General features: G+C 71.8%; 19 protein-coding genes and 1 pseudogene. 13 read left to right on the top strand and 7 right to left on the bottom strand.

The features are described from left to right. The first annotated feature begins 9 nt into the window (after window positions 1-9). The 8 genes from ssb to EV684_RS22485 all read left to right on the top strand — a co-directional run bounded on the left by ssb (window position 10) and on the right by EV684_RS22485 (window position 7,668). Window positions 10-510 (top strand): single-stranded DNA-binding protein, encoded by a 501-nt coding sequence (gene ssb / locus EV684_RS22520; protein WP_132649591.1) that lies wholly within the window; start codon window positions 10-12, stop codon window positions 508-510. 74 nt (window positions 511-584) lie between these two features. Then, window positions 585-1,151, top strand: coding sequence for an NUDIX hydrolase (locus tag EV684_RS22515; RefSeq protein ID WP_132649590.1), 567 nt, complete (start codon window positions 585-587; stop codon window positions 1,149-1,151). Between the two features lie 28 nt (window positions 1,152-1,179). Then, complete coding sequence (locus EV684_RS22510; RefSeq protein ID WP_207184650.1) at window positions 1,180-1,569, top strand: hypothetical protein; 390 nt, start codon at window positions 1,180-1,182, stop codon at window positions 1,567-1,569. 91 nt (window positions 1,570-1,660) lie between these two features. Continuing rightward, the gene (locus EV684_RS22505; RefSeq protein WP_132649589.1) at window positions 1,661-2,734 is read left to right on the top strand and encodes an efflux RND transporter periplasmic adaptor subunit; all 1,074 of its coding nucleotides are present in this window, start codon (window positions 1,661-1,663) and stop codon (window positions 2,732-2,734) included. 11 nt (window positions 2,735-2,745) lie between these two features. Next, on the top strand, window positions 2,746-5,985 hold the full coding sequence (locus EV684_RS22500; protein WP_243651275.1) for an efflux RND transporter permease subunit: 3,240 nt from the start codon (window positions 2,746-2,748) through the stop codon (window positions 5,983-5,985). After that, the gene (locus EV684_RS22495; protein WP_132649587.1) at window positions 5,982-6,197 is read left to right on the top strand and encodes a YgaP family membrane protein; all 216 of its coding nucleotides are present in this window, start codon (window positions 5,982-5,984) and stop codon (window positions 6,195-6,197) included. The genes EV684_RS22500 and EV684_RS22495 overlap by 4 nt, the downstream gene beginning before the upstream one ends. Window positions 6,198-6,251: 54 nt before the next feature. Then, the gene (locus tag EV684_RS22490) at window positions 6,252-6,542 is read left to right on the top strand and encodes a metal-sensing transcriptional repressor (protein WP_132649586.1); all 291 of its coding nucleotides are present in this window, start codon (window positions 6,252-6,254) and stop codon (window positions 6,540-6,542) included. A gap of 130 nt (window positions 6,543-6,672) precedes the next feature. Further along, window positions 6,673-7,668, top strand: a complete 996-nt coding sequence (locus EV684_RS22485) for an SLAC1 anion channel family protein (protein ID WP_132649585.1) — start codon at window positions 6,673-6,675, stop codon at window positions 7,666-7,668. Window positions 7,669-7,689: 21 nt separating this feature from the next. Here the strand turns inward: EV684_RS22485 and EV684_RS22480 are convergent, their stop codons facing one another. From EV684_RS22480 to bchO, 3 genes are all read right to left on the bottom strand, one after another. Next, the gene (locus EV684_RS22480) at window positions 7,690-9,267 is read right to left on the bottom strand and encodes a M4 family metallopeptidase (protein WP_132649584.1); all 1,578 of its coding nucleotides are present in this window, start codon (window positions 9,265-9,267) and stop codon (window positions 7,690-7,692) included. A 187-nt stretch (window positions 9,268-9,454) separates the two neighbouring features. Next, on the bottom strand, window positions 9,455-10,099 hold the full coding sequence (locus EV684_RS22475) for a histidine phosphatase family protein (RefSeq protein WP_132649583.1): 645 nt from the start codon (window positions 10,097-10,099) through the stop codon (window positions 9,455-9,457). Window positions 10,100-10,121: 22 nt separating this feature from the next. Continuing rightward, window positions 10,122-10,970, bottom strand: a complete 849-nt coding sequence (gene bchO / locus EV684_RS22470) for an alpha/beta fold hydrolase BchO (RefSeq protein ID WP_132649582.1) — start codon at window positions 10,968-10,970, stop codon at window positions 10,122-10,124. 191 nt (window positions 10,971-11,161) lie between these two features. On the opposite strand from bchO, the gene EV684_RS22465 reads away from it, so the two are divergent. The 4 genes from EV684_RS22465 (at window position 11,162) to EV684_RS22450 (ending at window position 15,204) form a co-directional block, all read left to right on the top strand. Then, window positions 11,162-12,175 carry a sulfate ABC transporter substrate-binding protein gene (locus EV684_RS22465; protein WP_132649581.1) on the top strand — a complete coding sequence of 338 codons (1,014 nt, stop codon included), beginning with the start codon at window positions 11,162-11,164 and terminating at the stop codon, window positions 12,173-12,175. Between the two features lie 176 nt (window positions 12,176-12,351). Continuing rightward, a complete protein-coding gene (gene cysT, locus EV684_RS22460) occupies window positions 12,352-13,188 on the top strand; it encodes a sulfate ABC transporter permease subunit CysT (protein ID WP_132649580.1) in 837 nt (278 codons plus the stop codon). A gap of 68 nt (window positions 13,189-13,256) precedes the next feature. Further along, entirely contained in the window at window positions 13,257-14,195 is a 939-nt protein-coding gene (cysW, locus tag EV684_RS22455; protein ID WP_132649579.1) for a sulfate ABC transporter permease subunit CysW, read from the top strand. After that, window positions 14,185-15,204 (top strand): sulfate/molybdate ABC transporter ATP-binding protein, encoded by a 1,020-nt coding sequence (locus EV684_RS22450; protein WP_132649578.1) that lies wholly within the window; start codon window positions 14,185-14,187, stop codon window positions 15,202-15,204. Before cysW ends, EV684_RS22450 begins: the two co-directional genes overlap by 11 nt. Before the next feature lie 288 nt (window positions 15,205-15,492). Here the strand turns inward: EV684_RS22450 and EV684_RS22440 are convergent, their stop codons facing one another. The 4 genes from EV684_RS22440 to EV684_RS22425 all read right to left on the bottom strand — a co-directional run bounded on the left by EV684_RS22440 (window position 15,493) and on the right by EV684_RS22425 (window position 19,883). After that, window positions 15,493-16,386 (bottom strand): hypothetical protein, encoded by an 894-nt coding sequence (locus EV684_RS22440; protein ID WP_132649577.1) that lies wholly within the window; start codon window positions 16,384-16,386, stop codon window positions 15,493-15,495. Window positions 16,387-16,683: 297 nt separating this feature from the next. Further along, window positions 16,684-17,640, bottom strand: a complete 957-nt coding sequence (locus EV684_RS22435; protein ID WP_132649576.1) for a CysB family HTH-type transcriptional regulator — start codon at window positions 17,638-17,640, stop codon at window positions 16,684-16,686. 58 nt (window positions 17,641-17,698) lie between these two features. Continuing rightward, window positions 17,699-19,264, bottom strand: coding sequence for a methyl-accepting chemotaxis protein (locus EV684_RS22430; protein ID WP_132649575.1), 1,566 nt, complete (start codon window positions 19,262-19,264; stop codon window positions 17,699-17,701). A gap of 124 nt (window positions 19,265-19,388) precedes the next feature. Further along, complete coding sequence (locus EV684_RS22425; protein ID WP_132649574.1) at window positions 19,389-19,883, bottom strand: NUDIX hydrolase; 495 nt, start codon at window positions 19,881-19,883, stop codon at window positions 19,389-19,391. A gap of 102 nt (window positions 19,884-19,985) precedes the next feature. Here EV684_RS22425 and EV684_RS22420 point away from each other — a divergent pair. Further along, a pseudogene (locus EV684_RS22420) lies at window positions 19,986-20,128 on the top strand (NAD(P)(+) transhydrogenase (Re/Si-specific) subunit alpha); the annotation flags it as partial.

Below are 20,128 nucleotides of genomic sequence, written 5' to 3'. Positions count from 1 at the left end.
GCATCCCCCATGGCCTCGGTCAACAAAGTCATCCTCGTCGGCAACCTCGGCCGCGACCCCGAAGTGCGCTACGCCCCCAGCGGCTCGGCGATCTGCAACGTCACCATCGCCACCAGCCGCCAGTGGAAGGACAAGACCAGCGGCGAGCGCCAGGAAGAGACCGAATGGCACCGCGTGGTCTTCTACGACCGCCTGGCCGAGATCGCCGGCGAGTACCTGAAGAAGGGCCGCCCGGTCTACGTCGAAGGCCGCCTGAAGACCCGCAAGTGGACCGACAAGGACGGCGTCGAGAAGTACACCACCGAGATCATCGCCATGGAAATGCAGCTGCTCGGCGGCCGTGAAGGCGGCGGCGGTGGCGGCGGCGACTACGGCGGTGGCGACGACATGGGCGCCGCGCCGGCCCGCCGCGCCCCGGCCCCGCGCCCGCAGGCCCCCGCGCCGCGCGCCCCGGCGCCGCAGAAGTCGAGCACCGGCTTCGACGACATGGACGACGACATCCCGTTCTGAGCCTGCCGGCCGCTGGCCGCTACGGCCCGCCGCCTTCGGGTGTGCGGGCCGTTTCTTTTGCCGAGCCTTCTGCCATGGATGAACTGCCGCTGGCCGCCGTGCTGGCCGAGATCGTGCGCACGCGTGCTGCGCGTCCCGACCTGGACTGGGCGGCCTTCGACCGCTGCGCGCCGGTCACCGCCGCCCACGGCCGGCGTTCGACCTTTCCCTGGCACCTGACGGCCAGCGTCTTCGTCGCCGACACCGCGGGCCGGCATGCGCTGCTCGTCGAGCACCCGACCCTGGGCCGGCTGCTGCAGCCCGGCGGCCACCTCGAAGCCGGCGAGACGCTGCGCCAGGCCGCCGCACGCGAGCTGCGCGAGGAGTGTGGCGACGCCGTCGCCGATGCCGCGGTGCTCGGCGACCTCGCCTTCGACGTCGACCTGCACGCCATCCCGCCGAACCCGCGCCGCGGCGAGCCCGGCCATCTGCACCTGGACTTCTGCTTTCTCGCGCGCCTGCCGGCCGAGGTGCCGGCCGGCGGCGAGCTGCCGACACGCTGGGTGGCGCTGGACGCCGGGCCGGTGCGGGAGCAAGCGCGGCTGGCGCGCGTGGCCTCGCGGCTGTCCCTGGATCAATGCCCCAGATACCGCGGGGGGTAGATTGGGGCTCTCGCTCCAGGAGACGACGATGTCGACGATCCGCCATGCCCTCGTGTTCGCCGCTGCGGCCCTTGCCGCCACGGTCGCATTTGCCCAGACGCCGGCGCCTGCCGGTGCCGCGAGCGCGCCGGTCCAGGGGGCCGGCCCCGGCATGGGGGGCGGCATGGGCGGTGGCATGGGCCCGGGCGGCGGCCGCGGTGCCGCGCGCTGGGGCCAGGGCGTCACGCCCGGCTGGGCGCTGATGACGGCCGAGGAGCGCACGGCGCACCAGGCGAAGATGCGTTCGATGAGCACGCACGGCGAGTGCCGCGCCTACGTCGATCAGCACCACGCCGACATGGCCGCGCGTGCCAAGGAGCGCGGCGTCGCGGTGCCGGCCGTGCCGCGACGCGACCCCTGCGCCGGCCTGCCTGGCTGACGGCCTCGTTTCGCGCGACTTCCTGCGCGTTGCCGCAGGGTTCCGTGGGCACTGAATTGATACCCAGTGGGGTATGAATTATGATGCGGCCATGAACCCCGCCGCTCACGCCCGCGCCTTCGTCCGCAGTTCGTTGCTGCCGGCCCTGCTCGCCGGCCTGGCCGCCGCCTCGGTGTCCGCCGCGCCGCCTGCGGTGCCTGTGGTCGTCGTCGGCCAGGCCGCGGCGGCGGGCGGTTTCGAGATCGACGCCAGCCTGCAGGCGCTGCGCCAGAGCACGCTCGGGGCCCAGGTGTCGGGCAACGTGCTGCAGCTCGCGGTGAAGGCCGGCGATCGCGTCAGGGCCGGCCAGCTGATCGCGCGCATCGACGAACGTGACGCCCAGGCCGGGCTGCTGCGCAGCGAAGCCGGCGTCGCCCAGGCCGACGCCGAGTGGCGCAACGCGTCGATGCAGCTGCAGCGCACGCACGAGCTGCGCGGCCAGGGTTTCGTCAGCCAGGCGGCGCTGGACACCGCCGAGACCCAGGCCCGCGCCGCCCAGGCCGGCCTGGAGCAGGCACTGGCCGCGCGCACCCAGGCGGCGCTGGCGCGCGGTTTCACCGCCGTCGTCGCACCGTTCGACGCCGTCGTCCAGGCCACCCACGTCGAGGCCGGTGACCTGGCCAGCGCCGGCCGCGCCATCGCCACCGTCTATGCGCCGGGCGCGCTGCGCGCTGTGGTGCAGCTGCCGGCCTCGCGTTCGGCGGCCGCGCGTGCGGCGGCCGGCATCGAGGTCGTGCTGCCCGACGGCCGGCGGGTCGCGCCGGTCGCCAAGACCGAGCTGCCGGCCACCGACGCCGTCTCGCAGACCGTCGAGTGGCGGCTGGACCTGCCGCCGGCGGCGACTGCCGGCCTGGCGCCGGGCCAGAGCGTGCGCGTGCGTTTCGCCGGCGTGCCCGGTGCCGCCGCGCCCGCGGGACGGCTCTCGGTGCCGGCGGCAGCCTTGCTGCGCCGCGGCGAGCTGAGCGCGGTCTACGTGCAGCGCGGCGAAGGCTTCGTGCTGCAGGCCGTGCGCGCCGGTGCGACGGCCGGCGACACGGTCGAGATCCTCGCCGGCCTGAAGGGCGGTGAACGTGTCGCCGCCGACGCCGTGCGCGCCGGCCTGGCCGGCGCGCTGGCCGCCAAGTGACGGATCGCGACGTGAGCGACACGCCGCTGGGCATCGCCGGCCGTCTGGCGCGCGCCTTCCAGGCCAACGCGCTCACGCCGCTGCTGGCGCTGGTGGCGCTGCTGCTGGGCCTGTTCGCGGTGCTCGTCACGCCGCGCGAGGAGGAGCCGCAGATCAACGTCACGATGGCCAACGTGCTGATCCCGTTCCCGGGCGCCTCGTCGGCCGACGTGCAGAACATGGTCGCGCGCCCGGCCGAGCAGGTGCTGGGCCAGATCGCCGGCATCGAGCACACGTTCTCGGTCTCTCGCCCGGGCCTGGCGGTGCTGACGGTGCAGTTCGAGGTCGGCGTGCCCCGCACCGAGGCCCTGGTGCGCCTGTACGACGTGCTCGACGCCAACCAGGACTGGCTGCCCTCGGGCCTGGGCACGCTCACGCCCATCGTCAAGCCCAAGGGCATCGACGACGTGCCGGTGCTGGCGCTGACGCTGTGGAGCCGCGACGACCGCGCCGCCGCCGACCTGGAGCGTGTCGCGCACGCGCTCGAAGCCGAGTTGAAGCGTGTGCCCGGTGCGCGCGAGGTGCAGACGATCGGCGGCCCCGGCCGCGTGGTCCAGGTGACGCTGCAGCCGGCGCGGCTGCGCGAACGCGGCGTCGACATCCTGCGCCTGAAGCAGACGCTGGCCGCGGCCAACCAGGGCATGCCGGCCGGCAGCGTGATCGACGAACGCGGCGGCGCGCTGACGGTCGAGACCGGCGAGTTCCTGCGTTCGGCGGCCGAGGTCGGCGAACTCGTCGTCGGCACGAACGGCGGGCGCCCGGTCTATCTGCGCGAGGTGGCCGAGGTCGTGGACGGCGCGGCCCAGCCCTCGCGCTACGTCTGGTTCACGCCCGGCGGCACCGGTTCCGCCGGCGGCCACCCGGCGGTGACGCTGACGCTGACCAAGAAACCCGGCACCAACGCCGTCGACGTCGCGCGCGCCGCGCGCGAACGCGTCGACGCCTTGCGCAACGGCCTGCTGCCCGAGGGCGTCGAGGCCACGGTGACGCGCGACTACGGCGCCACCGCCGCCGAGAAGGCGAACAAGCTGATCAGCAAGCTCGTCTTCGCCACCGGCTCGGTGATCCTGCTCGTCGGCCTGGCGCTGGGCCGGCGCGAGGCGGTGATCGTCGGCGCCGCCGTCGTGCTGACGCTGGCGGCGACGCTGTTCGCCAGCTGGGCCTGGGGCTTCACGCTGAACCGCGTGTCGCTGTTCGCGCTGATCTTCTCGATCGGCATCCTCGTCGACGACGCCATCGTGGTGGTCGAGAACATCCACCGCCACCAGCGCCTGGAGCCCGGCCGGCCGCTGCGCGACATCATCCCCGCCGCGGTCGACGAGGTCGGCGGGCCGACGATCCTGGCGACGATGACCGTCATCGCGGCGCTGCTGCCGATGGCTTTCGTCAGCGGGCTGATGGGCCCGTACATGAGCCCGATCCCGATCAACTCCAGCCTGGGCATGGCGATCTCGCTGGCGATCGCCTTCACGGTGACGCCCTGGCTGGCGCTCAAGCTGATGAAGCCGCACGGCGCGGCGGCGCACGGCGGCCGCGCCGAGGCGCTGGCCGGGCGGCTGCAGGGCTTCTTCGCGCGGCTGCTGCAGCCGCTGCTGGACAGCGCGCGCAAGCGCTGGCTGCTGCTGGCGGGCATCGTCGCGGCGCTCGTGCTGTCGGTCGGCCTGGCCGCGGTGCAGTGGGTGGTGCTGAAGATGCTGCCCTTCGACAACAAGAGCGAGTTCGCGCTCGTCGTCGACATGCCGGCCGGCACGCCGTTGGAAGACACCGCGGCGACGCTGCACGAGCTCGGCGCCTACCTTGCCGCCCAGCCCGAGGTGCGTGACCTGCAGGGTTACGCCGGCACCGCCAGCCCGATCACCTTCAACGGCCTGGTGCGCCAGTACTACCTGCGCGCCGACGCCGAGCAGGGCGAGCTGCAGGTCAACCTGGTCGACAAGTCCGAGCGCCACGAGCAGAGCCACGCGATCGCGCAGCGCCTGCGCCCGGAGCTGCAGAAGATCGCCGCGCGCCGCGGGGCCAAGCTGAAGCTCGTCGAGGTGCCGCCCGGCCCGCCGGTGATGAGCCCGATCGTCGCCGAGGTCTACGGCCCCGACGAAACCGGCCGCCAGCAGCTCGCCGCGCGGCTGGAGCAGGCTTTCCACGCGACGCCCGATGTGACTTCGGTCGACAGTTCGCTGCACGCCGACGCGCCGCGTGCCTTCCTGCGCGTGAACCGCCAGCGTGCCGACACGCTGGGCATCGCCGCGGACGACATCGCGGCCACGGTGCAGGGTGCGCTGTCGGGCGCCGACGCCGCCTGGTTGCACGACGGCCAGTCCAAGTACCCGGTGCCGGTGCGGCTGCAACTGCCGCGCGAGGCCCAGGTCGGGCTGGAGGCGCTGCTGGCGCTGCCGCTGCGCAGCGCCTCGGGCGCGCTGGTGCCGCTGTCGGAGCTGGTGCGCATCGAACGCGGCGTCGTCGACAAGCCGCTCTACACCAAGGACCTGCAGGGCGTGAGCTACGTCTACGGCGACGTCGGCGCCGGCGGCACGACGCCCGACTCGCCGCTGTACGGCCTGTTCGGCATCCGCTCGCGCCTGGCCGAGGCCGCGCTGCCGAACGCCGGCGCGCTGGGCGAGTACTGGATCCGCCAGCCGGCCAACCCCTACGCCGAGTACGCGCTGAAGTGGGACGGCGAGTGGCAGATCACCTACGAGACCTTCCGCGACATGGGCGCGGCCTACGGCGTCGGGCTGATCCTGATCTACCTGCTGGTCGTCGCCCAGTTCCGCAGCTACCTCGCGCCGCTGGTCATCATGGCGCCGATCCCGCTGACCATCATCGGCGTGATGCCCGGCCACGCGCTGCTGGGCATGCAGTACACCGCCACCTCGATGATCGGGATGATCGCGCTGGCCGGGATCATCGTGCGCAACTCGATCCTGCTCGTCGACTTCATCGAGCTGCAGGCCGCACGTGGCGTGCCGTTCAAGCAGGCGGTCATCGACGCCGCCGCGGTGCGCGCCCAGCCGATCGTGCTGACCGGCCTGGCGGCGATGACCGGCGCGCTCTTCATCCTCGACGACCCGATCTTCAACGGCCTCGCGATCTCGCTGCTGTTCGGCATCGCCGTGGCCACGCTGCTGACGCTGGTCGTGATCCCGGTCCTGTACTACGCGCTGTTCCGCCGGCGCCACGAGAGTCCCACCGCAACCGAAGGAGCGACACGATGACCGTCGACCGCCTGATCCGCGTCTTCGCGGGCAGCTTCATCCTGATCTCGCTGGCGCTGGGCGCGCCGGCCAGCCCGCTGTTCGTCAGCGAGTGGTGGCTGGCCTTCACCGCCTTCGTCGGCCTGAACCTGTTCCAGTTCGGCTTCACTGACGTCTGCCCGCTGGGCATCGTGCTGAAGAAGCTGGGCGTCCCCGTCACCAAGGGTGCTTGAGGTAGGACAATGGGGGCACAAGACCCATCCGCCCCGTCCCCGGAGCCCTGTCCCATGAGCTCGCTCGTCGACACCACCAGCCGCACCGACATCCTGAACCGCCTGAAGCGGGCGGAGGGGCAGTTGCGGGGCATCCAGCGCATGATCGAGGAAGGCGAACCCTGCCTCGAGATCGCCGGCCAGATGTCGGCCGTGCGCAAGGCGCTGGACAGCACCTACGTGCGCATGACGGTGTGCTTCATGCAGCAGGAACTCCAGCAGCGCCTGTCGCTGGCCGAGTCGCGCGAGGACGAGCTCGCTGCGGTGCTGGCCGACGTGCAGAACCTGCTGTCCAAGGTGCGCTGAGCCCTCCGGGGCCCGGCGACGCGCGCGCCCGGCGGCGCGCCTGGATCGATGATCAACCGCCCTGCTCCGGCAGGGCCGGCCGGCGTCGCGCCGCCCTGCTGCGCGTGTCGGCACGCTACCGGGCATCACCATGTCTCGTTCCGACCCGCTGAAGTTCCTCCACCCCGGCTGGTTCACCACCGTGATGGGCCTGTGCGGCCTGTCGCTCGCCTGGTACCGCGCGGTGCCGCTGATGGGCGAGATGGCTGGCGCGATCGCGCTGGCCGTCGGCGCGCTGGCCGGGCTCGTCTTCCTGGCGCTGGCCGTGGCCTTCGTGCTGCGCCTGTCGCGCCACCCGGACGCCTGGCGCGAGGACCGGCGCCACCCGGTGCGTTACCCCTTCGTCGCCGCGATGCCGGTGGCGGTGATCCTGCTGGCGACGGTGGCCACCGCGCTGCTCGGCCCGGCGCGCTGGATCGCCGCCGTCTGGTGGGCCGGCTGCGTGGGGCAGCTCGTCGTCACCGCCTGGGTGCTGCAGCACTGGTGGCACGACGCGCAGTCCGGCGGTCTGCAATGGCCCGGCGTCACGCCGGCGATGCTGATCCCGGTGGTCGGCAACGTGCTCGCGCCGCTGGCCGGCGTGCCGCTGGGGCAGGTCGAATGGTCGGCGGCGCAGTTCGGCGTCGGCCTGGTGTTCTGGCCGGTGGTCATCGGCCTGCTGGCCACGCGCGTGGCGCTGCGCGGGCCCTGGCCCGAGCGGCTGCGGCCGACGGCCTTCATCCTCGTGGCACCGCCGGCGGTGGTGGGGCTGTCGGCGCTGCAGTTCGGCGCCTCGGCGCTGCTGGGCTGGATGTGCTGGGGCGCGGCCGCGTTTGCCGTCGTCTGGGCCGGCACGCAGGCGCGGCGCATCGCGGCGCTGCCGTTCGCGCTGCCGCACTGGGGGCTGTCGTTCCCGCTGGCGGCGTTCGCGGCACTGACGCTGCGCCTGGCCGAGCCGGGCAGCACGCTGGCCGCGTTCGCGCCGGTGGCGCTGGCGCTGGCCACGCTGGTCATCACCTGGCTGTCGCTGGCGACGCTGCGCGGCCTGCGCGACGGCTCGCTGCTGGCGCCCGAGCCGGTGGCGACGATCCAGCCGGCGTCGGCCTGAACCGCCGCCGGCCGGTCGGCCTCAGTTGACGTTCACCGCGCTCCAGGCGGTGGCGACCGCGTTCACTTCCGCCGAGCCGGCGCCGTAGAGGTCGGCGGCGGCCGACAGCGTGGCGCTGCGCGCGCCGGCGTAGTTGGTGCTGGAGGTCATGTAGACCGTCAGCGCGCGGTACCAGATCTTCTCGGCCTTGCCGTGGCCGATGCCCGCGAGCGTGCCGGTGCCGTTGGCCACGCGCGTGTTCGACGCGGTGCAGGTGCGGCTGGGCTGGCCGGCGGTCGTGCCTTCGGCGAGCAGGAAGAAGAAGTGGTTGGCCGGGCCCGAGCTGTAGTGCACGTCCAGGTTGGCGAGACCCGAGTACCAGCAGTCGGCCGACGCGCCGTCGACGCTGGGCTGGATCATCGAGCGGATGACGCCGGTGCCGTTCTTGAACAGCTTCTCGCCGACCAGGTAGTCCGGCGTGTCCTGGGTGTTGGCGGCGTAGAACTCGACCATCGTGCCGAAGATGTCGCTGGTGGCCTCGTTCAGGCCGCCGGACTCGCCCGAGTACACCAGGCCCGCGGTGCGCGAGGTCACGCCGTGCGTCATCTCGTGGCCCGCGACGTCCAGCGACACGAGCGGGTAGATGCTCGAGTTGCCGTCGCCGAAGGTCATGCAGAAGCAGCTGTCGCTCCAGAACGCATTGGCGTAGTTGCGCTTGTAGTGCACGCGGCTCTGCGCGCCGACACCGTTGTCGGCGATGCCGTTGCGGCCGTGCACGTTCTTGAAGTAGTCCCAGGTCATCGCGATGCCGTACTGGGCGTCGACGGCCACCGTGGCGCGGTCGCTGGTCGTGCCGTTGCCCCAGACGTTGTCGGCGTCGTTGAAGGCGGTGCCCTTGCCGACACCGCGGTTCTTCATGTCCACCGTGCTCTGGCCGCCGCGCGTCGTGTCCTTGAGCACGTAGCCGCTGCCCGAGGTCTCGGTGGTCAGCGGCACGGCGCCGAGGAACAGCGCCTGGCCGGTGCCGGCCGCAGGCGCGGTCTGGATGTCGTTCCAGCTCTCGATGACCTGCGCGCTGGCGGCGTCGACGATGACGTGCAGTTCGCTGGGCGTGCCGTCCTCGTCCTCGCCGTCGAGCGTGACGTCCCAGGCGAGCACCGGGCGGTCGCCGCGGGCATGCACGACGAGTTCGGGCGCCTGGCGCAGTGCACCGCTGTGCGTCGCCAGCGCCGCGCGCAGCGCCTCGGAGGCACCGCGGCCGGGCTTGGTGCCCAGGCTCAGGGCGCGGCGCAGCGTCAGCGAGGCGTCCAGGAAGCTGCCGCTGCGGCTGCCGTGCACGACGACGTCGCCGCCGATGACACGCAGGCCGCGGTAGCGGCGGTCCAGGCGCACGTGTTCGCGGCCGTCGGCGTCGATGACCATGTTGCGCACGGCCCAGGTCTGGCCGGCACCGTGCAGCGTGCGGCCGGCGAAGGCCTTCACGTGGGCCAGCGCACGCGCGCCGGCGGCGTCGGCCTGGGCGGTGGTGGCGGCGCCGGCGGTGGTGGCGGCCAGCAGGGCGGCGGCGGCCGCGATCGTCGAGAGGGTGACGCGGACGCGTCGTGCGGAGTTCTGGGTCACGGGAAGTTCGCTCCTGGATCGGTGTTGTGTTTCGTCACGCCACGCAAGGCGCGAGCCATCCTAGGAGCCATTTCCCGCCCGGCGGGCCGCGCATTCGCGGGGGTTGGGGGGCGTGGTTCCCCGATTGCCATCGGGCCGACATGAACACCCCCACTCCCCCCGATTCGCGCGCGCCCGGGCGCTGAACTCAGCGCGCCAGCGGCGTCACCGGCGCCGTGCCCGGCAGGTCGGCGAGGTGGGCGTCGTCGCCCCAGGCGTCGATCTGCAGCCGGCCGTCGAGCCAGCGCAGGCGGTTCAGGCCGGTGTTCGGGATCAGGCAGGCACGCGCGCCGTCCAGCGGCTCGGCGCGCGCGTGGCGCCACAGCATGTCGAGCACGCCGCCGTGCGTGACCACGGCCACACGTTCACCGGCGTGCAGCGCCGCCAGGCGGGCGACGGCATCGAGCACGCGGGCGCTGAAGTCGCGCACGCTCTCGCCGCCGGGCAGCACGAAGTCCGAGCGGCGCTCGATCCAGCGTGCCCAGAGCTCCGGGTGCTGCCCGCGGATCGTCGGCACGTCCAGGCCTTCGAGGATGCCGAAGCCCTGTTCGCGCAGCCCGGGCTCGGGGCGCGTGGCCAGCGCCCAGGTGCGCGCCAGCGGCTCGGCGGTCTGCAGCGCACGCACCAGGTCGCTGGCGTAGAGCGCGGCCACCGGCTCCGGCGCCAGCCGCGCGGCCAGGCGTTCGGCCTGCAGGCGGCCGGTGGTGTTCAGCGGCACGTCGATGCGGCCCTGGAAACGCTGCTGGCGGTTCCAGTCGGTCTCGCCGTGGCGGATGAAGAGGAATTCGGTCATCTGCGGCGAGTATGCCGCCGGCTCAAAGCAGCGCGATCAGGCGCTCTGCGGCGCGTTCGGGGCTTTGTTCGTGCAGCAGGTGGCCGCCGGGCCAGGTCTGCACCTCGGCCTGCGGCAGGTGGCGCTGCAGCACGCGGCGCAGCGGCCGCTCGCGGATCCAGCCGTCCTCGCGGCCCAGCACGAAGGCCGCCGGGCAGGGCAGCGCGGCGCAGCCCGGCAGCAGCGACGGCAGGTCGGCGGCGGCCATGAAGCTCATCGCGCCGCGCACGTGCGTCGGCTGCGCGAACAGCGTGCGGTACAGGCGGCGCTCGGCCTCGGGCAGCTTGCTGCCGGTGGAGTCGAGCAGCCAGTCGAGCATGCCGGTCGGACCGACGGCCCAGGCCAGCATCGAGGTCACCGGCGCCGAGGTGGCGAAGGGGTGCACCAGCGGCGCCATCCACTGCATGTAGTAGGCCGGCGGGGCGACCAGCGACGGCGCGAAGCCGAGCACCGCCTTGGGCGGGCGCGGCGCGTCCAGCGCCCAGCGCAGCGCCAGCGCGGCGCCGGCCGAGTGTCCGGCCACCAGCGCCGGGCGCGGCAGCTCCAGCGTCAGCAGCAGCGAGGCCAGCGCCTCGCGCAGCCGCGGCAGGGTCAGCTCGTCGAAACGTGCGCCGGTCGTGAACCCGTGGCCCGGCAGGTCGGGCGCCACGACCGTGCCGTGCGCTGCCAGCCGCGGCAGCATGCCGGCGAACGAATGCGAGGAGCCGCCCGATCCATGCAGCAGCAGGATCACCGGGCCACGGCCGGCGACCTGCACGTGCCAGTCGACCTCGCCGGTGCGTACCGAGCGGCTGAACTCGCGCAGCGGCCAGTCGGCGGGGGGCAGGCTCATCGTGGGCCGGAGTGAGGGCGGGGCATGGCGGCCGAGCATAGCCGCCCGCCGCCCGGCCTCGCTTCACGCGGCGCAAGCGATGTGCCGGCGGGCCATGGGCGCAAAGCGAATAAGGATCGGCGATTTCATTCGTTCTTCGCTCGCTTCCTCGTTCCTAGCATGCATCGCATCCCCGACCGAACTGATCCCGCATGAACACCACCCGCTTCTCCTGGCGCGCCACGCTGGCTGCCGCCACGCTCGCCGTCGCTTCCGCCGGCGCCTGGGCCAAGGACGTGACGCTGCTGAACGTCTCCTACGACCCGACGCGCGAGCTCTACCAGGACTACAACAAGGCGTTCGCGACCTACTGGAAGGGCAAGACCGGCGACAACGTGACGATCAAGCAGTCGCACGGCGGTTCGGGCAAGCAGGCGCGTTCGGTCATCGACGGGCTGGAAGCCGACGTCGTCACGCTGGCGCTGGCCTACGACATCGACGAGATCGGCGCGCGCGCCAGGCTGCTGCCGCCGGACTGGCAGAAGCGCCTGAAGCACAACAGCTCGCCCTACACCTCGACCATCGTGTTCCTGGTGCGCAAGGGCAACCCGAAGGGCATCAAGGACTGGGACGACCTGATCAAACCCGGCATCGCGGTGATCACGCCCAACCCCAAGACCTCCGGCGGCGCACGCTGGAACTACCTCGCCGCCTGGGGCTACGCGCAGAAGAAGTACGGCTCCGAGGCCAAGGCCAAGGAGTTCGTCGGCAAGATCCTCGCGAACGTGCCGGTGCTCGACAGCGGCGCACGCGGCTCGACCACGACCTTCGTCGAACGCGGCGTCGGCGACGTGCTGCTGGCCTGGGAGAACGAGGCGCTGCTGGCGCTCAAGGAACTCGGTCCGGACAAGTTCGACATCGTCGCGCCCTCGCTGTCCATCCTGGCCGAGCCGCCGGTGGCGGTGGTCGACAAGGTCGTCGACAAGAAGGGCACGCGTGCCGTCGCCCAGGCCTACCTCGAGTACCTGTACTCGCCCGAAGGCCAGGACATCGCCGGCCAGAACTACTACCGCCCGACCGACCCGAAGGCCGCGGCCAAGTACGCGAGCCAGTTCCCCAAGGTCAACCTGTTCACGATCGACCAGGTGTTCGGCGGCTGGGCCAAGGCGCAGCAGATCCACTTCGCCGACGGCGGCACCTTCGACCAGGTCTACGCCCGCAAGTGAGCCCCGCGGGCCGGCGCCCTCATCCGCGGGGACAGACGCCGGCCGCATAACGATCCTCGAAACGCTTCGTAGGCGGCCCGCAGGTGCTGCCTACGATGCGTTCAGCTTCGTTAACCGCCCTTTCCCATGAGCAAACCGATGAAGCGCGTGCACACGGCACGGCGCGTGGAGGCCTGATGCCGTTTTCCCGCGCGCTGCTGCGCCGCCACACCGTCCTGCCGGGTTTCGATCTCGCGTTCGGGTTCGTCGTGCTCTACGTCTGCCTGATCGTGCTCGTGCCGCTGTCGGCCGCGTTCCTGAAGACGGCGACGCTGACCTGGGAGGGGTTTGTCGCCGCGACGATGTCCCCGCGCGTCGTCGCCTCCTACCGGCTGACCTTTGGCGCCTCGTTCGCCGCGGCGCTGCTGAACGCCGTCTTCGGCCTGCTTGTCGCCTGGGTGCTGGTGCGCTACCGCTTCCCGGGCCGGCGTTTCGTCGATGCGCTCGTGGACCTGCCGTTCGCGCTGCCCACGGCGGTGGCCGGCATCGCGCTGACGGCGATCTACGCCCAGAACGGCGCCATCGGCCAGTGGCTGCCGTTCAAGGTGGCGTTCACGCCGGTCGGGGTCTTCGTCGCGCTGGTCTTCATCGGCCTGCCCTTCGTCGTGCGCACGGTGCAGCCGGTGCTGGAGGACGTGAACCGCGAGTTCGAGGAAGCCGCCGCGACGCTGGGCGCGACGCGGCTGCAGACGGTGACGAAGGTGGTGCTGCCGATCGTGATGCCGGCGCTGCTGACCGGCTTCGCGCTCGCCTTCGCGCGGGCGCTGGGCGAATACGGCTCGGTGATCTTCATCGCCGGCAACATGCCGATGGTCAGCGAGATCACGCCGCTGATCATCATCACCAAGCTCGAGCAGTACGACTACGCCGGCGCGACCGCGGTCGCCGTCGTCATGCTGGTGACCTCGTTCGCGCTGCTGCTGGTGATCAACGCGCTGCAGGCCTGGGCGCGCAAGCGCCAGGGGGGCGTATGAGCCCACAGGACTTGTCCGGGGCTCATTCCCGCCTGGCGGGACCGGCCGCAGGCCGAAGGGTGCCCACAGTGAACACGACGACGGCGACCCGGCTGCGTGGCGGCTGGCGCGCAGCCGTGCGCCGCAAGACCGAGCCCTGGCCCAAAGCCGTGGCGCTGCCGCGCCGGCTCGGCGCCACCGAGGAGCCGGCCTGGGTGCGGCGGCTGCTGATCGGCGTCGCGCTTGCCTTCCTGACGCTGTTCCTGTTCGTGCCGCTGGCCACCGTCTTCCACGAGGGCCTGAAGCGCGGCTGGGCGGTCTACCTCGCGGCCATCGTCGAGCCCGACGCGCTGTCGGCGATCCAGCTGACGCTGGTGGCGGCGCTGATCAGCGTGCCGCTGAACCTGGTCTTCGGCGTCGCCGCGGCCTGGTGCATCGCCAAGTTCGACTTCCGCGGCAAGAGCGTGCTGCTGACCTTGATCGATCTGCCGTTCTCGGTCAGTCCGGTGATCGCCGGCCTCGTCTTCGTGCTCGTCTTCGGCATGCAGGGCTGGTTCGGCGAGTGGCTGCGCGACCATGACCTGAAGGTCGTGTTCGCGGTACCGGGCATCGTGCTGGCGACGATCTTCGTCACCTTCCCGTTCATCGCACGCGAGCTGATCCCGCTGATGCAGGCCCAGGGCGTCGAGCAGGAGGAAGCGGCGCGGGTGCTGGGTGCCGGCGGCTGGCAGATCTTCCGCCGCGTGACGCTGCCCAACGTGAAGTGGGCGCTGCTGTACGGCGTGATCCTCTGCAACGCACGCGCGATGGGCGAGTTCGGCGCGGTCAGCGTCGTCAGCGGCCACATCCGCGGCGAGACGAACACGATGCCGCTGCACATCGAGATCCTCTACAACGAGTACCAGTTCGCCGCGGCCTTCGCGGTGGCGTCGCTGCTGGCGGCGCTGGCGCTCGTCACCCTGGTGTTGAAGTACGTCGTCGAGCAGCGCGTGAAGGCGACGTTGAAGGGAGCTGCCGGTGAGCATTGAAGTCCGCAACCTCAGGAAACGTTTCGGCAGCACCGTCGTCTGCGACGACCTGAACCTGGACATCCCGTCGGGCGAGCTGGTGGCGCTGCTCGGGCCCTCGGGCTCGGGCAAGACGACGCTGCTGCGCATCATCGCCGGGCTGGAAGTGCCCGATTCGGGCCGTGTGCACTTCCATGGCGAGGACGCGACCCACACCGACGTGCGCGAGCGCAACGTCGGCTTCGTGTTCCAGCACTACGCGCTGTTCGGCCACATGACGATCTTCGAGAACGTCGCCTTCGGCCTGCGTGTGCGGCCCAAGAACCGGCGCCCGGACGACGCGACGATCCGGCGCAAGGTGACCGAGCTGCTGGAGCTGGTGCAGCTGGGCCCGCTGCTGGACCGCTACCCGCACCAGCTCTCGGGCGGCCAGCGCCAGCGGGTCGCGCTGGCGCGTGCGCTCGCGGTCGAGCCCAAGGTGCTGCTGCTCGACGAGCCCTTCGGCGCGCTCGACGCCAAGGTGCGCAAGGAGCTGCGGCGCTGGCTGCGCCGGCTGCACGACGAGGTGCACGTGACCAGCGTCTTCGTCACCCACGACCAGGAGGAGGCGATGGAAGTCGCCGACCGCGTGGTCGTGATGAACGCCGGCCGCATCGAGCAGGAAGGCGCCCCGGACCAGGTCTACGACCACCCGGCGACACCCTTCGTGCTGCAGTTCCTGGGCGACGTGAACCTGTTCCGCGGCCGTTTCGGCGTGCCCGACGGCGAGACCGGCTACGTGCGCCCGCACGAGCTGGACATCCTGGGCGACGCCACGCCCGACGCGCTGCCGGCGACGCTGGCGCACACGCTGACGGTGGGCGCGCACACGCGGCTGGAGTTCCGCCGCAGCGACGAAGCCGGCTTCGTCGATGTCGAGATGCTGCGCGCCGACTACGTCGCGCTGCGCGACCGGCTGGGGCTCACCGTCGGCGGCCACTACCACCTGCGGCCGCGGCGCGTGACACGCTTCGTGGCGGGGAGCGTGTAGGCCGGCGGCGTTCAACCGCGGCGCCGACGAGCGCCGCTCCGAGCGGGGATCCGAGCACCAGCACAGCCGCGACGTTCAGCGCCACCGTCGCCCAGAACACCGAGAGGCCCAGGTGGAGCAGCAGGAAGGTGGGACCACGAACAGCGTGGCCCTGCCCCACGAAGCGGGGCCCGGTCGGCGCACACGCGCCGGTTCCCGGCGCGGCACGATGGGCTGGACCCTGCGCGCCCGCTTGCCCTCGAAGTGCATGCCCGCGTGCCCCAGCGGATGTCCCGGACCGGGACCTCGTTATCGCAGCGCGATCGAGATCGACCGGGCCTGCTTCCCGTAGACCTGGGCCGAGGCGAACGCCGGGTCGGTCAGACCCTGCCGCAGCACGACCACCTGGAGGTCGACGTCGCAGCGTGCCACCGCGCCCCGGGGATGGACGGTGGAGTAGCTGAGTCCGTCGATCGCTGCGCCCAGATCCAGCGAGTAGGACACGCCGGACGAGTCGCGGGTGAAGCTGCCCGCCACCACGTCCAACCCTGGAGTGCCGCTGCCCTTGTTGCCGTTGACGTCGGTGCAGTCGATGCTGGTGTAGTGCGACCAGCCCACCTCCGTGGCGCTCAAGCGGATGGGCAGCGTGCGCTGCGCCAGGGGCAGCGTCGAGCGCGACGCGGGGCTCAGGATCTTGAAGGGCGCCGGGAGCTCCACCGAGGAGACCAACGTCGTCGTGCCGCGGACGAACTCGAAGCGCAACGGCGTCGCGGCCGACGGCGGATCGATCTTGGACACATAGGGCTTGGCCCCGGTGATGAGCGTGAGCAGCGCGTCCCCAATGACGGTCGCGACGTTTCCGGCCGGGATGTGGAAGTCCTGCGTTCCCTTGGGCGTGACCAGTTGCAGGCGGTCGTTGCCGTCGATCTCGACGTTGAAACGCGGGTCGCTGCCGGCGCTGAAACCGGCCTGCGCCTGAACGCTGGAGCCATCGTCGAGGACCGCGAAGTACGCCCGGATTTCGTTCGAGGCGAGCGAACTGGACGGTTTGCAGCCCGTCGCACAAACGAGGTGATCCGCCTCGCCGTCGTTGTCGTCCACGACCCCGCCGCCGCAAGCCGCGAGCACACCGACGAACGCTGCGCCGGCCAATGCGCGCAGCGGCCGTTCGGCCTTCGAGCGGGGTGTTTGGCCAATTCTCATCTCGTTCTCCCTGAGTCCTGTTATCAAAGCCATTCGATCGTAGCGCTCTCATCCTGCGTGGCCGCACACAGGTGCGTGTTCGGCCCCGGGAATCGGGGCCGATGGTTCTCCAGGTGGCGCGACTTGCACAGACCGTTAGCGAAGTTCATCCTCAATGCGACCTAATTCGGCTGAACGGAATTCGTTGCGCGGATCACGAACGAGATGTCGGCGACTGCGCCGTCGCCGACTGTTGCGGCGACGGGTCGTGCGCCGGAACGGCCGGCGTCGAGCGTTCGGTCGAGGCGCCGCGGCCGATCAGGGCTCGACCACCGCCCCCGCAGGAGCCGCCAAGGCCCGGTCCACCAGCGCCCGGTCCAGCGGCGCCGCGAAGGTGCGGATGAAGTCGTAGACGTAGTCGCGCAGGTAGGCGCCGCGGCGCAGGCCGACGTGCGTCATGTTGGTGGCGAAGAGGTGGCGCGCGTCGATCGCGCGCAGGCCGGGGTCGCGCTCTTCGTCCCAGGCCATCGCGGCGATGATGCCCACGCCCATGCCCAGCTCGGCGTAGGTCTTGATGACGTCGGCGTCCATCGCCGACAGCACCAGGTCCAGCACCAGCCCGCGCTGCGTGAAGGCCTCGTCGATCTGGCTGCGGCCCGTGTAGCCGGGTTCGTAGGTGATCAGCGGGAACTCGGCCAGCCGCTCCAGCGTCAGCGGCACGCCGCGTTCGGCGTCCTGCGCCAGCTCGTGGCCCGCCGGCACGATCACCGAGTGCGTCCAGCGGTAGCAGGGCAGCGCGACCAGCTCGGGGTAGTGGGCGATCAGCGCGGTGGCCACGCCCAGGTCCGCTTCGCCTTCCAGCAGCAGCTCGGCCACCTGCTTGGGCGAGCCCTGGTGCAGGCGCAGCTGCACGTTGGGGTGCGCGGCGCGGAAGTCGCGCACCGCGGTGGGCAGCGCGTAGCGGGCCTGCGAGTGCGTCGCGGCGATGACCAGCGTGCCCTTGCCCTGCGCGGCGTAGTCGTCGCCGGCACGCTTGAGGTTGTCCGCCTCCTGCAGCAGGCGTTCGACGATCGGCAGGATGGTCGCGCCCGGGGCCGTCAATCCGGTCAGGCGCTTGCCGGCGCGCACGAAGATCTCGACGCCGAGTTCACTCTCCAGCTCGCGGATCTGGCGGCTCACGCCGGGCTGCGAGGTGTGCAGCACCTGCGCCACCTCGGTGAGGTTGAAGCCCCGGCGCACCGTCTCGCGCACCGATCGCAGCTGCTGGAAGTTCACGCCCGCCTCCTCGATAGGACGCGGCCATTATTCGCGCCGCCGGCGCGGCGCGCGCCCCTCAGCCGCGGGCCGCCGAGCCTTGGTCGAACACCGCCACCGCCTCCGACAGCGCCACCGCCTGCTGGCGCAGGCTGGCGGCGGCGGCGGCCGTCTCCTCGACGAGCGCGGCGTTCTGCTGCGTCGAGCGGTCGAGTTCGTTGACGGCCTCGTTGACCTGGCCGATGCCTTCGCTCTGCTCGCGTGCCGCGGCGCTGATCTCGGCCAGCAGGTCGCCGACGCGGTGCACCTGCTGCACCAGGCGCTCCATCGCGGCGCCGGTGTCGCCGGCCTGGCGGTTGCCGGCCTCGACACGCTCCTGCGACTCGGTGATCAGGCGTTTGATCTCGCGCGCGGCTTCGGCCGAACGTTTGGCCAGCGCACGCACCTCGGCCGCGACGACCGCGAAGCCGCGGCCCTGCTCGCCGGCGCGCGCCGCCTCCACCGCGGCGTTCAGCGCCAGCAGGTTGGTCTGGAAGGCGATGCCGTCGATGACGCCGACGATCTCGCCGATGCGCGCCGAGCTGCCGCTGATCTCGGTCATCGTCGCCACCATCTGGCCGACGGCCTGGCCGCCGTGCGCCGCGGCGGCGGTGGCTTCTGCGGCCAGGTCGTGCGCGGCGGCGGCGCTGTCGGCGGTCTGGCGCACGTTGCCGGTCATCTGGTGCATCGACGCGGCGGCCTGCTGCAGGCTGGCGGCGGTCTGCTCGGTGCGCTGCGACAGGTCCAGGTTGCCGGCGGCGATCTCGCGGCTGGCGTTGCCCAGGCCGTCGACCTGGTTGGCGACGTCGTCGATCAGCGAACGCAGGTTCAGCCCCGACTGGTTCACCGAGCGCAGCAGCATGCCGACGTCGTCGGCGCGATCCAGCAGCTGCGTGCTGCCCGGCTGGCCGGTGGCCACCTTCAGCGACTGCTCGGCCGCCACGCGGATCGGCTGCGTGACCTGCTGGCGCAGCCACAGCCCGCCGGCCAGCGCACCGGCCGCGGCGGCCGCGGCCACCGCGCCGACCACCGGAGCCGAGGCACCGGCCGCCGCTGCGGCCGCGACCGCCGGCAGCGAGGCCACCAGCACGCCCAGGCGCACGCGCCAGGCCAGCGACATGCGCTGTCGGACCGACAGCAGCGTGCCGACGCCGGTGCGCACCAGCAGCCCGCATTCGATCGCGAGGTGCTTGGCGCGTCCTTCGCGGATCTCCTTGTACAGCGCCTCGGCGCCCTGGATCTCCTCGGCCGTCGGCCGCGTGCGCACCGACAGGTGGCCGACGATGCGGCCCTCGCGAACGATGGGCGCGACATTGGCGCGCACCCAGTAGTGGTCACCGTTCTTGCGGCGGTTCTTGACGATGCCGGTCCAGGCCTGGCCGGAGTTCAGCGTCTTCCACATGTCGGCGAAGGCCGCCGGCGGCACGTCCGGGTGGCGCACGATGTTGTGCGCCTTGCCGACGAGCTCCTCGCGGCTGAAGCCGGAGATCGCCACGAAGGCCGCGTTGGCATAGGTGATCTTGCCGCGCGGGTCGGTCATCGACATCAGCGTCGTTCCTTCGGGGAACGGGTGTTCACGCTGCGTCACAGGCAGGTTCTGGCGCATGTTGGCTTTTTGTTGTCGAGGCGTTGACGGGATGCCTTGTGTCCGCCTGCGTCGGGCCAACACTGTCCCGGTGCTATCGACGCCGAACCTTGCCAGCTTGAGCTTGTGTTTTTGTGGATTTGTTCTAGCGCAAATTCATACCGTTCTCATTCCACAGGCTGGGATGGATGTAAACCGATTCCAACGGCAGCCGGCGACCCGCCAGATGGTCTTCGACGCACTGCAGCGCCAGCGGGCTGCGAAGCCGCGTGGCCTGGGCGCGGATCTCCTCGGCCGTCAGCCACAGCGTGCGCACGATGCCTGTGTCCAGCGTCCGGCCCGGCAGCGGCTCGCCGACGCGGCCGGCGTAGGCGATGCGCAGATAGGTGCGGTCGTCGCCCGGGCGCACGAAACGCGACAGGTACAGCCCCAGCAGCGCCTCGGGCGTGAAGGCGCGCGTGGTCTCTTCCAGCGTCTCGCGCACCACGGCTTCCAGCGGCGACTCCCCGCACTCCAGGTGTCCGGCCGGGTTGTTCAGGCGCAGCCCGTCGGGGGTCTGCTCCTCGACGAGCAGGTAGCGGCCCTCGTGCTCGACGACGGCGGCGACGGTGACGAAGGGGGTCCAGCGGGTGCTCGGCATCGCCGGATCGTAGCGACGACTTGTGGTAGCTTCCGACGCCCCCGGGCGCCGGCACCAGGCGCGCGTGGCGGCCCATTCACCAACGTAGGTTAGGAGATCCCCATGCTGATCGGGGTGCCGCTGGAGACGGCGCAGGGCGAGACGCGTGTCGCCGTCACGCCAGAGACGGCGAAGAAACTGAAGGCGCAGGGCCACACCGTCAGGGTGCAGAGCGGCGCGGGCGTGGCGGCGAGTGCGCCGGACGA

The sequence above is a fragment of the Rubrivivax gelatinosus genome, assembly GCF_004340905.1.
In the GTDB taxonomy this organism is placed as follows: Bacteria; Pseudomonadota; Gammaproteobacteria; order Burkholderiales; family Burkholderiaceae_C; genus Rubrivivax; species Rubrivivax gelatinosus.
Note: the sequence above shows the minus strand (reverse complement) of the source record. Positions and strands in the feature narration are given on the sequence as shown.

Coding starts and splice junctions, on each gene's coding strand:
- cysT (WP_132649580.1), top strand. CDS start 12,352: ATGCCGTTTTCCCGCGCGCTGCTGCGCCGCCACACCGTCCTGCCGGGT.
- EV684_RS22475 (WP_132649583.1), bottom strand. CDS start 10,099: ATGACCGAATTCCTCTTCATCCGCCACGGCGAGACCGACTGGAACCGC.
- EV684_RS22495 (WP_132649587.1), top strand. CDS start 5,982: ATGACCGTCGACCGCCTGATCCGCGTCTTCGCGGGCAGCTTCATCCTG.
- bchO (WP_132649582.1), bottom strand. CDS start 10,970: ATGAGCCTGCCCCCCGCCGACTGGCCGCTGCGCGAGTTCAGCCGCTCG.
- EV684_RS22440 (WP_132649577.1), bottom strand. CDS start 16,386: ATGAGAATTGGCCAAACACCCCGCTCGAAGGCCGAACGGCCGCTGCGC.
- EV684_RS22510 (WP_207184650.1), top strand. CDS start 1,180: ATGTCGACGATCCGCCATGCCCTCGTGTTCGCCGCTGCGGCCCTTGCC.
- EV684_RS22505 (WP_132649589.1), top strand. CDS start 1,661: ATGAACCCCGCCGCTCACGCCCGCGCCTTCGTCCGCAGTTCGTTGCTG.
- ssb (WP_132649591.1), top strand. CDS start 10: ATGGCCTCGGTCAACAAAGTCATCCTCGTCGGCAACCTCGGCCGCGAC.
- EV684_RS22430 (WP_132649575.1), bottom strand. CDS start 19,264: ATGCGCCAGAACCTGCCTGTGACGCAGCGTGAACACCCGTTCCCCGAA.
- EV684_RS22515 (WP_132649590.1), top strand. CDS start 585: ATGGATGAACTGCCGCTGGCCGCCGTGCTGGCCGAGATCGTGCGCACG.
- EV684_RS22465 (WP_132649581.1), top strand. CDS start 11,162: ATGAACACCACCCGCTTCTCCTGGCGCGCCACGCTGGCTGCCGCCACG.
- EV684_RS22425 (WP_132649574.1), bottom strand. CDS start 19,883: ATGCCGAGCACCCGCTGGACCCCCTTCGTCACCGTCGCCGCCGTCGTC.
- EV684_RS22485 (WP_132649585.1), top strand. CDS start 6,673: ATGTCTCGTTCCGACCCGCTGAAGTTCCTCCACCCCGGCTGGTTCACC.
- EV684_RS22490 (WP_132649586.1), top strand. CDS start 6,252: ATGAGCTCGCTCGTCGACACCACCAGCCGCACCGACATCCTGAACCGC.